13 protein-coding genes are annotated in these 14,075 nt (G+C 63.3%); 4 read left to right on the top strand and 9 right to left on the bottom strand.

What is annotated here, in order from left to right:
* Positions 1–2: 2 nt before the first annotated feature.
* The 3 genes from EN852_RS04515 to EN852_RS04505 form a co-directional block, all read right to left on the bottom strand.
* Positions 3–869, bottom strand: coding sequence for a branched-chain amino acid ABC transporter permease (locus EN852_RS04515; protein WP_127875598.1), 867 nt, complete (start codon positions 867–869; stop codon positions 3–5).
* Between the two features lie 77 nt (positions 870–946).
* Positions 947–2,149 (bottom strand): ABC transporter substrate-binding protein, encoded by a 1,203-nt coding sequence (locus tag EN852_RS04510; protein ID WP_127875599.1) that lies wholly within the window; start codon positions 2,147–2,149, stop codon positions 947–949.
* A gap of 255 nt (positions 2,150–2,404) precedes the next feature.
* Complete coding sequence (locus tag EN852_RS04505) at positions 2,405–2,695, bottom strand: hypothetical protein (protein WP_127875600.1); 291 nt, start codon at positions 2,693–2,695, stop codon at positions 2,405–2,407.
* Between the two features lie 210 nt (positions 2,696–2,905).
* On the opposite strand from EN852_RS04505, the gene hutH reads away from it, so the two are divergent.
* Positions 2,906–4,402, top strand: a complete 1,497-nt coding sequence (hutH, locus tag EN852_RS04500) for a histidine ammonia-lyase (protein WP_127875601.1) — start codon at positions 2,906–2,908, stop codon at positions 4,400–4,402.
* Between the two features lie 109 nt (positions 4,403–4,511).
* On the opposite strand, the gene ugpC is transcribed toward hutH, so the two are convergent.
* From ugpC to EN852_RS04475, 5 genes are all read right to left on the bottom strand, one after another.
* Complete coding sequence (gene ugpC, locus EN852_RS04495) at positions 4,512–5,588, bottom strand: sn-glycerol-3-phosphate ABC transporter ATP-binding protein UgpC (protein WP_127875602.1); 1,077 nt, start codon at positions 5,586–5,588, stop codon at positions 4,512–4,514.
* A gap of 26 nt (positions 5,589–5,614) precedes the next feature.
* On the bottom strand, positions 5,615–6,361 hold the full coding sequence (locus EN852_RS04490; RefSeq protein ID WP_127875603.1) for a ribonuclease activity regulator RraA: 747 nt from the start codon (positions 6,359–6,361) through the stop codon (positions 5,615–5,617).
* 85 nt (positions 6,362–6,446) lie between these two features.
* Entirely contained in the window at positions 6,447–7,325 is an 879-nt protein-coding gene (locus tag EN852_RS04485; RefSeq protein ID WP_127875604.1) for a carbohydrate ABC transporter permease, read from the bottom strand.
* Positions 7,322–8,245, bottom strand: coding sequence for a sugar ABC transporter permease (locus tag EN852_RS04480; protein ID WP_246694189.1), 924 nt, complete (start codon positions 8,243–8,245; stop codon positions 7,322–7,324). Before EN852_RS04480 ends, EN852_RS04485 begins: the two co-directional genes overlap by 4 nt.
* Before the next feature lie 2 nt (positions 8,246–8,247).
* Positions 8,248–9,528, bottom strand: coding sequence for a sugar ABC transporter substrate-binding protein (locus EN852_RS04475; RefSeq protein ID WP_127875606.1), 1,281 nt, complete (start codon positions 9,526–9,528; stop codon positions 8,248–8,250).
* 352 nt (positions 9,529–9,880) lie between these two features.
* Here EN852_RS04475 and EN852_RS04470 point away from each other — a divergent pair, with 352 nt between their 5' ends.
* Positions 9,881–10,576: an FCD domain-containing protein gene (locus tag EN852_RS04470; protein ID WP_246694172.1), complete on the top strand. Its 696-nt coding sequence runs from the start codon at positions 9,881–9,883 to the stop codon at positions 10,574–10,576.
* A 64-nt stretch (positions 10,577–10,640) separates the two neighbouring features.
* On the opposite strand, the gene EN852_RS04465 is transcribed toward EN852_RS04470, so the two are convergent.
* Complete coding sequence (locus EN852_RS04465) at positions 10,641–11,627, bottom strand: aldo/keto reductase (RefSeq protein ID WP_127875608.1); 987 nt, start codon at positions 11,625–11,627, stop codon at positions 10,641–10,643.
* A 295-nt stretch (positions 11,628–11,922) separates the two neighbouring features.
* On the opposite strand from EN852_RS04465, the gene EN852_RS04460 reads away from it, so the two are divergent.
* Both EN852_RS04460 and EN852_RS04455 read left to right on the top strand, forming a co-directional pair.
* A complete protein-coding gene (locus tag EN852_RS04460) occupies positions 11,923–13,080 on the top strand; it encodes a mandelate racemase/muconate lactonizing enzyme family protein (RefSeq protein WP_127875609.1) in 1,158 nt (385 codons plus the stop codon).
* A gap of 62 nt (positions 13,081–13,142) precedes the next feature.
* Positions 13,143–14,027: an NAD(P)-dependent oxidoreductase gene (locus tag EN852_RS04455; protein WP_127875610.1), complete on the top strand. Its 885-nt coding sequence runs from the start codon at positions 13,143–13,145 to the stop codon at positions 14,025–14,027.
* Positions 14,028–14,075 lie beyond the last annotated feature (48 nt).

Raw genomic sequence — 14,075 nt, 5'->3', positions numbered from 1 at the left:
GATCAACCCCACGGCTTGCCCATCAGCCCGTTGGGGCGGATCGACAGGAACACCATCAGGGCGGCGAAGATGACGAGATAGGTTACGTCGCCATATTCGCGCAGCACGGTGAGGCCGACCGATTCCATCATGCCGAGGATGAAGCCGCCGGCGATCGCGCCGCCGACGACGCCGGCGCCGCCGATCATCACCATCAGGAAGGCCTTGATCGAGATCGGCCCGCCGATGCCTGAATTGACGCCGGTGATGGTGACCAGCAGCCCGCCGACGACACCCGCGAGCATGGCGCCCATGGCGAAGCCGATCATCGAATAGCGGTCGACACGGACGCCCATCAGCTGGGCGGCGACGCGGTCCTGGGCAAGCGCGCGCATGGCGCGGCCGACCCGGCTGTACTGCATGTAGAGGACGAAGGCGGCGATGAAGACGATCGCCAGCGCGCCGACGACGATGCGGTCGTATGGCATGATGATGCCAACGTCGTTGAAGACGCCCTTGACGATCTTGGGAACGCCGCGCTGCTTTTCGCCGAACAGAAGCAGGATGACGGCATCGAAGAAGAAGGCGGTCGCGGCGGCGAGCAGCATGGTGCTTTCCTCGCGATGGCTGCGCCGGATGACGGTGCGGAAGAGGAATTTCTCCATCAGCGCGCCGATGACGGCGAGCGTGACGCCGGAGGCGAGCAGCGCCACCACGAAAGGCAGGCCGAGCTGGCCGTAGACGGTGTAGGTGATGAGCCCGCCCAGCACATACATCTGGCCGTGGGCGAAATTGAGCACGTTCATCAGGGCGAAGATCAGCGTCAGGCCCAGCGCGATCAGCGCGTATTGGGCACCGAGATACAATCCGTTGGCGATGACCTGTTCCATGGATACCTTCGATCTTCCGCGGGGTCCGGCCTATTGGACCCCGCGGCAAGCTGGAGGAAGTGACGCTCGAAGGTAAACTAGTCGACGGAGCCGACGAACAGGGTCTGGAACGCGCCGTCCTTGTATTCGTTGACCACCATCGGCACCGAGAGCTGGCGCTTCTGGCCGAAGGACGTCGCGCCGACATAGCTCAGCTTCGCGTCACCCTTGAGGTAGGGATTGGGCGCCGAGAAAGTGTCCATGGTTTTCTTGAATTCCGCGACGTCGTTGATCGCGGCCGGATTGGCCTTCAACGTGTCAAGGATGTATTCCAGCGCATAGACCTTGGTGTTGGACTCGTCGTTATATTCGCCGAACATCTTGGTGTAGCGGGCAACGAATTCCTTCATCTCGTCCGAAGCGATCTCCGGCGTCGAGGCGCCGCCGACGGAGATGAAGCCGTTGGCATATTCGCCGGCGCCCTCTTCCAGCACCTTGGCGTCCTGCGCGGTTTCGGTCGAGATCAGGCCTTCATAGCCGAGCTCGCGGGCGGCGCGGATGAGCAGCGGCGCATTGGCCGGCGCGACACCCGACAGGACGAGCAGGTCGGGCTTCAAGGCGACGATCGGCGTCAGCACCGGGGTGAAGTCGCGCGTGTCGTTCTGGTAGGTGTCGTTCTGGGCGACGACTTCCAGGCCGAGAGCTTTCGCCGCCTCGACACCCGAGTCGCGCTGGCTGAGCGGGTCGGATTCATTGGCGGCGACAAAGGCGATCTTCTTCACGCCCTTGTTTTCCTTGAGGTATTTGTAGATTGCCGGACCCGACTGGTAGTTGGCGATCATGCCGAGCACAGCGTTGGAAGCCGGCTTCTGGTAGAGCGCCTTGGGGAAGGCGTAGGGGAAATAGATAATGCCGTTGGCTTCGGCGACCGGGCGCACCGCGGCGGCGCCGTCATCGACATTCGGACCGACGACATAGTGGATGCCTTCCTGCGCCATTTTCTCCATGCCGGCGATAGCGCGCTTGGGGTCCTTCTGGTCGTCGAAGGTGACGATGTTGATGTTGTAGGTGTCGTTGCCGATCTTGACGCCGCCTTTTTCGTTGAGCCAGGCGGCGCGCGTTTGCATCGAGCGTACGTTCGAGGTGCCCCAGGCGGCGGCCGGGCCGCTGGTGACGCCGACAAAACCGATCTTCAGTTCCTTGTTTTCAGCCTGCGCGTACGAAATGCCGACAGCGGCAATGGCCAGGGTCGAGACGGCGCCGAGCGCCATGGATTTCAGAGTCGAGCGACGGTTGATCATATTGGCAGTTCCCCTTGGTTATCGCGCTTTGTGTTTTGCTCATAGGCTGCGCGGATAGTGTTAAGGGAAACCGGCTGCGGCAGATTGTCAACATCTTTCTTATGTTTTGTATACAATGTGTCGAGGGAATGTGTTCGAACGCCCTCGGCGCCAGCAGCGACCAACGGAAGCCCTTGCTGACGGCATCAGTCGTCCGCGAACGCAGTGAAATGGTCGAAGGCTATCTTTCGCAGGGCGAAGCGTGACGGACGACGGCTACTTCCCGCAATGATGGTCGTTGATCTTGTTTATCGCATTCGCATCCGGTCCGACCCCGTCGTAGGAACAGGCGCCCGCGGCGGTTGTGAAAAGCTGCTGGTCGTAATAGCGCGGACCGCCGAACAGCTGGTAGAGGATATCATCACTGGCCGGAACGTAGCGCTCATGCTCGACCGGCGGCTGATGACGATGGTAGCGATGATGATGCCATTCGCCCGCGACCGCCGAGGCGGACATGCTGGCGGCCGTGACCAGCACGAAAGCAGAGAGGGCGAGGTACTTCATCATCGACGGCAACCTTTCGGCAGTTGGATTCGCAGCATATCCAAAATCGCTGGCGGCGCAAAAGTTCCCGTATGGAGCATTTCTCGCGCCGTACAGCCAGCTGAAGAAAGATAACGGCAATCGCGACGGCGGATTTTCGACAATGGCCGGCTCCGATGCCGGATATCCTGCATTCGTTCGGCCACCATTCCCGGAGGCCCAAGGAATAGACCGATGACAGCCAGAGTGATCGTCCTCGACGCCAAGCCGCTCAGCACGGAAGACGTCGCCGAGATCGCGCGGCGCAATGCCCGGCTCGTGCTCGGCGAGGAAGCTATGCGCCGCATCCGCGCAAGCCGCGCCCTGATCGAGCATCTCACCCAGCTCGGCAAGCCGCTTTACGGCGTCACCACCGGACTTGGCGCCTGCGTCGACACGCCGCTCGCCGGGGCCGACCTGATTGCCTTCCAGCACAGCGTTCCGCTCAGCCATTCGATGGGCGCCGGCCCGTTGCTGCCGACCGAGGCGGTGCGGGCGCTGATGGTCGCGCGCATCTGCGGCATGGCGGCGGGCGGCACCGGCACTTCGGAAGGTGTGGTGCTCGGCCTGCTCGCCGCGCTCAACGCCGGCGTCCATCCCGTCATTCCGAGCTGGGGATCGGTGGGCGCCGCGGATCTCGCGCCGCTCGGCCATCTGGCACGGGCGCTGCGCGGCGACGGCGAGAGCGAGTATCAAGGCAGGATCATGCCGTCGGCCGAGGCGCTGAAGCTCGCCGGGCTCGAACCGCTCGACCTGCGCGAAAAGGACGGCCACGCCATCATCGTCGCCAACAGCCTTTCGACCGGAACGGCATGCCTGGCGCTCGAAGAGATCGCGTGCCTGATCGACTGGTCGCTAGCGGCGGTGGCGCTGAACTATGAAGCATTCCGCGCGTCGCTCAAGGCCATCGACGAGGATGCGCTTGCGGCGCGTCCGGCCTTCGGCCAGCAGGAGATCGGCGCGCGGTTGCGGGCCGAGCTTTCAGGCAGCGGGCTGTGGCAAGAGAACGCCGCGCGGCGCCTGCAGGATCCGCTCAGCTTCCGCTGCGTGCCGCAAGTCTGGGGCGGGCTGCTCCATGCCTATGAGCAGGCGAAGATCGCGACGGAGATCGAGCTTGGCCATTCCGGCGACAATCCGGTCATCCTGCCGGAGGCCGAGCGGGTCGTCTCCAACGGCAATTTCGACCTGACGGCCTTCACACTGACCTGGGAAAACCTCGGCCAGGCGCTGGCGCATTGCGCGGTCGGCACCGCCAACCGCTCGATGAAGCTGATGTCGCCGACCGTGGCGGAGCTGCCGCGCTTCCTGTCGGCCAGGGGTGGCAGCCGCCAGGGCTATGCGGAACTGCAAAAGCCGGTCGCCGCCCTCGAAGCCGAGATCCGGCACCTCGCCAATCCGATGTCGCTCAGCCCCTTGGCGATCTCGGACGGCGTCGAGGACCAGTCGTCAATGGCGCCGCGCGTGGTGGCCAAGACGGCGGGGATCATCGAGCGCCTGCGCTATCTGGTGGCGATGGAGCTGATCTTCGCCGCCACGGGCGTGGAGCTGCGCGGCGTGCTGGACTCGATGGGCGAAGGCCCGCGGCGCAGCTATGAGGCCGTGCGGGCGCTGGTCGCCCCGCTCGACGACGATCGCGAGATGAGCGCCGATATGGCGCGGGTGGCGCGCATGGTGGCGAGGCCGCGGCTGTAGGGTGCCCGCGAGAGCCCGCTACAGGCGTCAGTGGTAGCAGATGCCACCGTCGACGTTGAGCGCCTGGCTGGAGCTGGAGGTTTTCAGCTCCACGGGCGAGCAGTTCCCCCTACCCACTGACGAGTTCGTCCTGATTTATCCTCATGCCACTTCGCGCGTCGAACAGGTGGACCTTGGAAACCATCACCTCCAACCCAACCTCTTGATCGGGCTTGAACGGCGGGTGATCCCGAACTTCGGCCACCAGCTCGACCCCGCTTGTCCTCAATGTCAGCTCCTGAGCCTCCCCTGTCGGCTCCACCACCTGGACGCTTGCCCTCGCATGATCGCCCCCGACGATGATGTGCTGGGGACGGATCCCGTAAATCACCTCTTGTGCGCCGCGGAACTGCAACCCTTTGGGCAGAGGCAGGCGAAGACCTGAACCGGCTTCGAACGCGCCGTTGTCGACGCGACCTTCGATAAGATTCATTTCCGGGGAGCCGATAAAGCCCGCGACGAACAGATTGGCCGGTTTCTCGTAGAGTTCGGACGGGGTGCCGATCTGTTCGATGCGGCCTTTGTTCAGGACCACGATGCGGTCGGCCAGCGTCATCGCCTCGGTCTGGTCATGCGTGACGTAGATGCTGGTGCGGCCGAGCCGCTGGTGCAGCTTCTTGATCTCGGCACGCATCTTCACGCGCAGCTTGGCGTCGAGATTGCTGAGCGGCTCGTCGAACAGGAACGCCGAGGGGGCGCGGACGATCGCGCGGCCCATGGCGACACGCTGGCGCTGGCCGCCGGACAGCTGACGCGGCATGCGGCCAAGCAGGTCCTGCAGACCGAGGATTTCGGCAGCCGCCTTCACCCTGGAGACGATCTCCTCCCGGGGAACCTTGGCCAGCCGAAGCGCGAAGCTCATATTGTCGGCCACGCTCATATGCGGATAAAGCGCGTAGCTCTGGAAGACCATGGCAATGTCGCGCGACTTGGCGGGCATCTCGTCGACGACGCGCCCGCCGATGCGGATCTCGCCAGTAGTATGCTCTTCGAGCCCCGCGATGATGCGCAGCAGCGTTGACTTGCCGCAGCCCGACGGACCGACCAGGACCACGAACTCGCCGCTGGCGATCTCGATGTTGACGTCGCGCAGAACTTCCACCGCGCCAAAGCTCTTGCCGAGCTGTTCTATCTCGATTGCGGACACCTAGCTTTCTCCCGTACCGGCGCGGCTCATTTTCCTTGGGCCTGCCGCCATGCGCGGTATTCGGCCTCGCCCTCGGGGCTCAACGGATAATATTTCCGCAGGTCTCCGCCTTGCGCGAGCCGCAAGCGAGAAAATTCCTCCCACTCGACATGCGCGCCGGCGAGCTCGACCAGGCTGGGAGCAAGGGCGACCGGCACGACGACCACACCATCGTCGTCGGCGACGATGATGTCGCCGGGGATGACCAGCACGTTCGAGCAGGCGATGGGAACGTTGACGGCGAAGGGGACGATGTTGGTCTGGGCGTGGAAATTCGGCGTGACGCCCCTCACCCAGATGCCGATATCGAGCGCCGCCGCCTGAGCGGAATCGCGAATGCAGCCGTCGACGACGACGCCGGCGCCGCCCCGCCCGGCGAAATAGGTCAGCATCATCTCGCCGAAGATGCCGCTGCCCATATCGCCGCGGGCATCGACCACCACCATGTCGCCCGGCTTGGTGGGATAAAGGACGTGCCGGTGCAGTTGCCGCTCCGGCTCCTCATACTCCGTCTCGTTGTACAGATCCTCGCGCTTCGGCATGCATTGGAGCGTGAGCGCCGGCCCTGCCGCCGTGCTGCCAAGCCGCAATGGGCGAGGTCCACGGATCTGCGGATCGCGAATGCCCATCTTGTGATAGAGCTCGCTGGCCAGTGTCGCCGAACCGATCGCCGCCAGCGCGTCGACCAGTTCTCGTGGCGGCCGGGAAATGTCCGGTATCTGGTCAGCTTCCATTCCGTTTCCTCCAATGCGCGGTGAGGTGCCAACCTCGCCAATCGTCACTCAGTTGCGTTCAACCGTCGTCGAAGCCGTTCGCCCTTCAGCCGCGAACGGCCCCGGTGGTCAGGCCTTTGACCAGCAGCCCTTGGGCGAACCAGACGAACACCAAAGTCGGGATGACCATGAGCACGCCTGCGGCCGACATGGCGCCCCAGTCGATGCCGTACTGCGAGACGAAATTGGTGAGGCCGACGGGTAGCGTCTGAGCGGCCTTGCTCGAGGTCAGCGTTAGCGCGAGCAGCAGGTCGTTCCAGGTGAAGAGGAAGGTGATCACGGCGCTGGCGCCGATGCCGGGCGCAATCAGCGGCGCCACGATCTGGACCAGCGTGCGCACGGTGCCGGCGCCATCCGACTGGGCCGCCTCCTCGATCTCTTTCGGCACATCCTGGATGAAGCCCAGAAGCAGCCAGATGGCGACTGGGAGCTTGGCCGCCGTATGGCTGAGGATCAGCGCCCAGACGGTGTCGAGCAGGCCCATGGCGGCGAACACCGCGAAGAGCGGAATCGCCAGCGCGATGACCGGGATCATGCGCATGATCAAAAGCACCCCGAAGATCAGCATGGCGCCCGGCATCCTGAAGCGCGACAGCGCATAGGCGCAGGGTATGGCCAGCAAATGGACAAGGATGACTGTCGCCACCGAGACGACGACGGTGTTCCAGACATAGCCCATGGTGTCGTACTGGGCGAAGACCGCGACATACTGCGTCAGCGTAGCGGTCTCGGGGATGATATGCACCGGAACCGAGAAGATGTCGGCCGAGCTGCGGATCGAGGTCAGGAACAGCCACACCAACGGAAAGACCGTGAGCGCGACGGTCGCGACCAGCGCCAAATACTGGCCGGCGATCCCCGCCGTGAGCCGGCGGCGCCGGCGCTTTGGCATGGGACGTGCGCCGACAATGACGGCTTCGGTCATATCGCCCTCCGTTTCGCAATGACCCACGGCACTCCGTAGAGCAGTGCGAGCACGAACAGCGACATGCCCAGCGCGATGTATGAGACCGCCGCCGCGTGTCCGAAATCCACCGCCTGAAACGCCAGCAGATAGGAATAGACCGTGAGCAGGTTGGTGGCACCGCCCGGTCCGCCTTGCGTCATCAGCCAGACGACGTCGAAGGTGCGGAACGTGTCGATGATGCGCAGCATCAGCGCGATCATGATGACCGGGCGCATCAGCGGCAGCACGATGTGCCAGAAGCGCTGCCATGGCGTGGCGCCGTCCACGGTGGCCGCCTCGAGCGGCTCCTGCGGCAGGGATTGCAGGCCGGCAAGGAACAGGAGCACCATCAGCGGCGTGTTCTGCCAGACATCGGCAACGATCACCGAGACGAGCGCCCAAGTCGGGTCGTTGAGCCACGGAATGTCGGGCAGGTTGAACATGCGCAGCAGCGCATCGACCAGCCCATACTGGGTGTTGAACAGCCAGCGGAAGTTCAGCCCGACGACGGCGGGCGCGATCATCGGCGGGACCAAAAGCAAGGTGCGCGCAAGGCGCATGCCGCGCAATTTGCCGTTGACGAGCACGGCGATCGCCATGCCGGCCACCACTTCGATCGTGATGGAAACGACGCTGAAAATGGTCTGGTTTCGCAGCGCCTGGTTGAACTGGCGGCCGAAGAGCTCGTCGGTGTAGTTTCCCGTCCCGATGAATGGCGCCGAGCCGCTCAGATCCCAGCGGAAGAAGCTCATGATGAAGGAATATCCGAGCGGATAGATGAGGATGGCCAGCATGACGAGAAGCGCCGGGCTGGCCAGCAGGTATCCTCTCTGCCAGGTGTAGGGCAGCGGCGAACGTCGCCGGCGCCCTGACACGGGAGCCTGCGCAATGGGCGCCATGCTCAATCGTAAGCTCCGGCCCTGCGCATGGTTTCTTCCGCTTCCTTCGCCGCCTGATTGAGCGAGTCGGCGGGCGAAGCCTGGTCGGACAGGGCTTGCTCGATGGCCGAGAACATCAAGGTGCAGACCTTCGAGAACCCGGCGAGCTTCGGCCATTCCTTGCCGTTGGCGATCGTCGTCTCCAGCTGCTGCAGCCAAGTCGCCTGCGGGCCCTTGGCCGCGGCGATCACTTCCTTGGCCAGGCTCTGGCTGCTCGGGAAGTTGGTGAACTGGTCGAACTGCAGCCGCTGGGCGTCGGTGCTGACCGTGTATTTGATGAACTCGACGGCGGGTTCCTTGCGGCCGGATTGGCCGTTCAGCGCCATGGCATGCGAGATGGCGCAAGAGATCGCGGCCTTGTCCCGGACATAGGGAGCCGTCGACCATTTGCCGACGACGCGCGAGGTTTCCGGATTGGACAGGGTGGCGAAGGCACCCGGCCAATCGAAAGTGGCGTAGACGGTGCCGGACGAGAATTCGGTGGAGTTCTCGTTCCACTGATAGCCAACAGCGTCGGGCGGCACGATTTTGTGCTTCTGGATCAGATCGCGATAGAAGGTGAGCGCCTTGATGCCGGCTTCGGAATTGAAGGCCGGCTTGTTGGCCTGGTCGACCCAGTCACCGCCGGCTTGCCAGAGAAGATCACTGAAAGTGCGTTGCGCCGGATCGCCCTGCCCCGGCACGACAAGGCCATAGTGACCGTTGCCGGTGAGTTTCAGGCCGACATCGACGAGTTCCTCCCAGGTCTCGGCCGGCTTCAGGCCTTTTTCCTGGTAGATGTCGCTGCGGTAATACTGAACGCGCGCATCCATGTTGCGCGGAATCGCCGCCAGATTTCCGGTCTTGGGATCGCGCAAATATTTGACCGCGACGGGATAGAAGTCCGCCAGCTCGGAGTCGCTGAAATAGCTGTTCAGCGGCGCGAAATGATTGAAGTAGGAATCGATCTGCGCCGTGTGGGTGCTGTAGACGTCGTACTGGCTCGACCGCGCCGCGCTCAACGTGACCACCTTCGCCGTCAAGGGCGTGAATTCCAGGAGGTCGTAGCGAACCTTGATACCGGTCTTGGCGGTGAAGTCCTGAACGATCTTCTCCCAGTATTTGGGATAGAGCGGGCCGCCCGTGATCAGCAATGCGGTGATCTCTTGGGCGTCCGCCCTGGCAACCCACGGCGCGGCAAGCGAGCCGGCCGTCACCGCCGCGCTCGCGGCCAGGAATTTGCGTCTCGATAAGTTTCCGGACATCACAATCTCCTCCTGGTTTGATTGGTCGGTCCATCGCAGGGACGGCCGACGACTTTCAGCATCGGCAATCCGCCGGCGTGCTCCTCCCGCCGCGAGACTGCCTGGATTGGTTCCCGGACGACGCTTGCGAGCCTCCGGGCGATCGGGCACTTGCGCTCCGACACGCCTCGCTCGGTTGCGAGGGCGTATCGATCGTGATCTCGGACGGCGGCAACAGGGCACGGCGGCTGGACACCGCTCGATCCTCCCTTCCCGCAGGCCGCGTTATAGGCTAGTGAGCGTTTTTATGAGATAAGTTGACTGCATATCTAGCTATCAGCCTATAAGCTTATCAGACAAGTGGATGTTAATGATGGATACCGTCGAGGTCAAGCTTCAAACTTTGCCCAAGCAGGTGGCGGGTGTGCTGGCGCGGCGCATTGCCAGCAGCGGTGTCGCCGGCGCCCAGGGGCCGTCGGAACAGCAGATCCTCCAGGAATTCGGGGTCTCGCGCGCGGTCGCCCGAGAGGCGCTGAAGATGCTGGCGTCGCTGGATATGATCGAGATCGCGCAGGGACGGCGCGTGGTGCTGCGCCCAGCCGAAGAGTGGGACTATCTCAGCCCGTTGCTCATCGACTGGCTGCCGCCCGAGCAGATGCGCGAGATCCTGGCCGAAGCGCACGCGACGCGGATCATCATCGAACCGGCCATCGCCGCCATCGCGGCCAAGCATATGACCAAGGAAAATCTCGAGCGCCTTGGCACGTTGCTGGCGGCGATGTCGGCCAGCGAGGACAATCCCGACGCCTATCTAAAGCTCGACCTGGATTTCCACATGGAGATTTGCCGGGCGGCGCAGAACAGGATTCTCGACCGCTTCATGTATTCGTCCCGGTGGTGGCAGATGGCGAGCAGGCGCATCAGCAACCAGATGCCTCATGCTCTGCCCTCGGCGACCGAAATGCACAGGGCGATCTACGAGGCGCTCGTGGCGCGCGATGAAAAGCGAGCCGAGGAAGCGATGCGCCGGCACCTCAAGAAGACCACCGCGGTCGGCTTGCCTCGATGAAGAAGCGGCGCAGCCAGCATTCGCGCTGGCCGCGCCGCAGCGTGCCGGGAGGACACGGCTTGAGCTAGGCTCTTTTCGCTTGTTGCTCCTGGCGTTGGCGTGCGCGGAAACCGAACATGTCGCCCTTGTCCTTAATTTCCGCCCAGACCGGCGCAGTGATCCTGTCGATGGCGGCGATGTCCGCGTCGGAAATCGTCCAGCCCGCGCTCTCGACGTTTTCCTCCAGCTCCTTGACGGTGCGGGCGCCGACCAGCGGCGAGCTGACGCCTGGCCGGCTGGTGAGCCATTGTATAGCAAGTTGCGGAACCGTCTTGCCGTAGCGCGCCGCGATCGGCTTAAGCATGTCGACGGCATTCACCGCCCGCTCATAGGTGCCCGGCTGGAACAGCACCGTCGTGCGCCGCTCATCGCCCTCGACGAATTTGGTGTCCTGCGACAGCGTGCCGGTGAGCAGTCCCTGTGCCAGGCCGCTATAGGGCATGACGCCGATATTGTGCTTGCGGCAATAGGGCAGCGTCTCGGCCTCAACCTCGCGCCATAGCATGTTGTAGGGCGGCTGCAGCACATCGATGACGCCGTGTTGGCGGGCACTTTCCATGTCGGCGATGCTGAAATTCGAGACGCCGACGGCCTTGATGCGCCCTGATGAGCGCAGTCGCTCCATCATCTCCATGGTCGGGCCGATCGGAAAATCCGAGTTCGGCCAGTGGACGAAATAGACGTCGACATGGTCCGTCTGCATTCGCTTCAGCGAACCATCGAGCGCCGCCTCGATCGCGGCGGGTTCGAGATGATTGGGCGCAACCTTGGTCGCGATGACGGCCTTGTCGCGGCGGCCGGCCAGCGCCTTGCCGACGACCTCCTCGGCATGGCCGTGTCCATAGGCCTCGGCGGTGTCGATCAGCGTGATGCCGAGCTCGAGCGCGCGTCTGATCACCCGGATCGACTCCTCGTCGTCGGCCGCGCCCCAAAACGCGCCCGACATCCCCCAAGTCCCGAGGCCGATTTCCGATACCTTGACCGGCGACGATCCGAGCTGTCGCTGTTGCATCCTGTTCCTCCCGATTGGCAGCACGCATGAGGCATGGCTCAGCGATCACCCAATTTATACGCTTATATACTCGTCTAACAAGTGCGTTCTTCGAGATTTGCGATACCTGACCGGCGACTCGGAATTTCTCAAACAAAACAAGGATCGGCGATCCATTGAGCGTCCATCCCCATGCAAAATCCACCTAAAGGGGTTTACGGCACATTATTCAATCTTGTATGCTTATTAGACAAGTTTGCCGTTAGGCAGAAATCCGCGCTTGTAAGCGTTGCGCCATCACGGGGAGAAGGGTCCGATGAAGATCGTGGACATCAAGACGGCGGTCGTCGCCTATCACGGCAAGGCGACCCTGATCCGGATCGACACGGACGCCGGCATTTCCGGCTATGGCGAAGCCAATCCCGACGCGGGCGCGGCCGCGATCGTCGGGCTGATCTCGGAGCTGAAGTCGGAACTGATCGGCCAGGATCCGCGCAATGTCGAATATTGCTGGGACAAGATCCGCCGCGATCATGTCTTTTCCGGCGCGCAGGCCGGCATCTTTCTCATCGCCCTCACCGGGCTCGAAATGGCGCTGTGGGACGTCGCGGCAAAAGCCGCCGGCCAGCCGCTCTACCGCATGTTCGGCGGCAAGTTCCGCGACCGGATAAGGCTCTATGCCGATTGCGGCGACGGCGATGACGAATCGGGATCGCCGCAGGGCTGTGCCGCCCGCGCGCGCCGCATGGTGGCGGAAGGATTCACGGCGCTTAAGTTCGATATCGACAATTTGCACCATCCAACAAAATTCGACCGGATGAACCACACCATCAACGGCGCGGAACTTCGCTTCATGGTGGAGCGTGTGGCGGCGGTGCGCGACGCTGTTGGTCCCGACGTCGATCTCTGCATCGATCTGCATGCGCGCTATGATGTGCTCAGCGCCAGTCGCATCGCCGCCGAGATGGAGCGCTTCAATCTTCTGTGGCTCGAAGAGCCGATCCCGGCGGAAAATGTCGAGGCCCTGAAGCAGATCCGGATGCGGACCAAGACGCCGATCTGCGTCGGCGAAAACCTCTATCTGCGCTGGGGCTTTCGCGAGCTGTTCCAGAATTACGGCGCCGACGTCGTCATGCCCGACGTGCCGAAATGCGGCGGTCTTGCCGAGAGCCGCAAGATCGCCAACCTCGCCGAGATGTACTACGTGCCCTTCGCGCCGCATCTGGTGTCGACGCCGCTGGGCACGATGGCGACTTGCCACGTATGCGCCAGCGTTCCGAACTTCCTGGTGCTGGAATGGCACGCGCTGGAAGAGCGCGACGCCTGGGACAGTTACGTGCGCTTGCCGAACGGGGCCAGGTCGATTGTCGAGGACGGCCACATCGCGGTGCCTGATGTGCCAGGCATCGGCGTCGAGCTCGACATGGATGGCGTCCGCAAACACGCAGTCCCCGGCTACGGCATTTTTGAATAGCGGATGACCAGCCGGCCGGTGGGATCCGCCGCTCGATCAAGCAAATTCGCTCGGAGGAAGCCATGGGCAAGCGGATCGTCTTCACCGGCGGCAGCGGCAAGATCGGCCGGCACGTCATACCTTACCTGCTCAAGCGCGGGCATCAGGTTCTCAACCTCGACCTGACGCCACTCGACGTGCCCGGTGTCGATACCGTCATCACCAACCTTGCGGACGCCGGCGAAGCCTACAATGCGCTGACGCTGCATTTCGGCTTCCGCGAGTATTTCGGCGGCAAGGGCCGCGCCCCGGTCGACGCCGTGATCCATTTCGCTGCGCTCCCACGCATATTCCTGCGGCCGGACAACGCCATGTTCGCCGCCAATGTGCAGTCGACCTACAATGTGATCGAGGCCGCCACCAAGCTCGGGATCCGCAAGATCGTCACGGCCTCCAGCGAAACGGTCTACGGCATCTGCTTTGCCGAAGGCGAACGCGACTTCTCATCCTTCCCGGTGGATGAGGAGTACGACGTCGATCCGACCGACAGCTACGGCCTTTCCAAACTTCTGGGCGAGAAGATCGCGCGGTCTTTCGCCTCCCGCACCGGGGCCGACATTTATGCGCTGCGGATCGGCGGCGTCGTCGAACCGAAGGACTATGCCCGCTTTCCGGAATTCCTGGCCGATCCCTCGAAGCGGCGGCGCGACGCCTGGACCTATATGGACGCGCGCGATCTCGGTCAGATCGTCGACCTGTGCGTCGAGAAGGACGGCCTGGGGTTCCAGATATTCAACGCCGTCAACGACAACATCGTGTCCGAGTTGCCGACGGCGGAGTTCCTCAAGAAGCATGCGCCCGACATACCGGTCACCCGCGCCATGGACGCATTCGAGGGCCTGATCTCAAACCGGAAGCTGCGCGACGTCCTTGGGTTCCGGCAAGAACATGACTGGCGGACACAGTGAGCCGATCGGCGAGCTCACAGTCGTCCTGATGCCGGCGCCCAAAGGGAG

The sequence above is a fragment of the Mesorhizobium sp. M2E.F.Ca.ET.209.01.1.1 genome, from assembly GCF_004010375.2.
In the GTDB taxonomy this organism is placed as follows: Bacteria; Pseudomonadota; Alphaproteobacteria; order Rhizobiales; family Rhizobiaceae; genus Mesorhizobium.
Note: the sequence above shows the minus strand (reverse complement) of the source record. Positions and strands in the feature narration are given on the sequence as shown.